Here is a 545-nt window from a genome sequence, read left to right on the forward strand (position 1 = left end):
CTAAAGACCCTTGCTGTCGCGGGAATCTTCTGGCAACATCCGGCGCGACCGCGGGAGATGTCCCGCTCGCGCCGTGTGACCCTCAGCCGTTCAGGTCGCCTCGACCACTACACCGGAGATCCCAGCATGGTCAATAAGATCCTCCTCGCCTTCACCCTCGCCGCGGCGATGCCCCTCTCAGCCCTGACCCTGGAGGAGTGCCCCTCCACCCCCGGCGTCGAGATCTGCGACAACGGCATCGATGACGACGGCAACGGCTTCACCGACTGCTCCGACTTCGCCTGCGTCGCCGACGACATGTGCGAGGGCAACCCCCTGACCTGCACCGACGGGGACGACAACGACGGCGACGGCTTCATCGACTGCGAAGACTACAATTGCAGCCAGAACTGCGAGACGGCGGATCTGTGCGGATCCTCCGAGGCCACCGTGGAGACCTGCTCCGACGGCCTGGACAACGATCTGGACGGCTTCATCGACTGCGACGACTTCGATTGCAGCCGCAACACCTGCGACGCGGTTCGCGCCCTGTGCGCTGACCCGGG

The 545-nt window shown here is 65.3% G+C and carries 1 protein-coding gene; it reads left to right on the forward strand.

Annotated elements, in window-relative coordinates; translation table 11 throughout:
• Positions 1–126 precede the first annotated feature (126 nt).
• The coding region (locus KDM41_18860; GenBank protein ID MCB1185486.1) for a hypothetical protein at positions 127–545 on the forward strand (419 nt) is incomplete at its 3' end.

Source organism: bacterium, from assembly GCA_020440705.1.
Lineage (GTDB): Bacteria > Krumholzibacteriota > Krumholzibacteriia > LZORAL124-64-63 > LZORAL124-64-63 > JAGRNP01.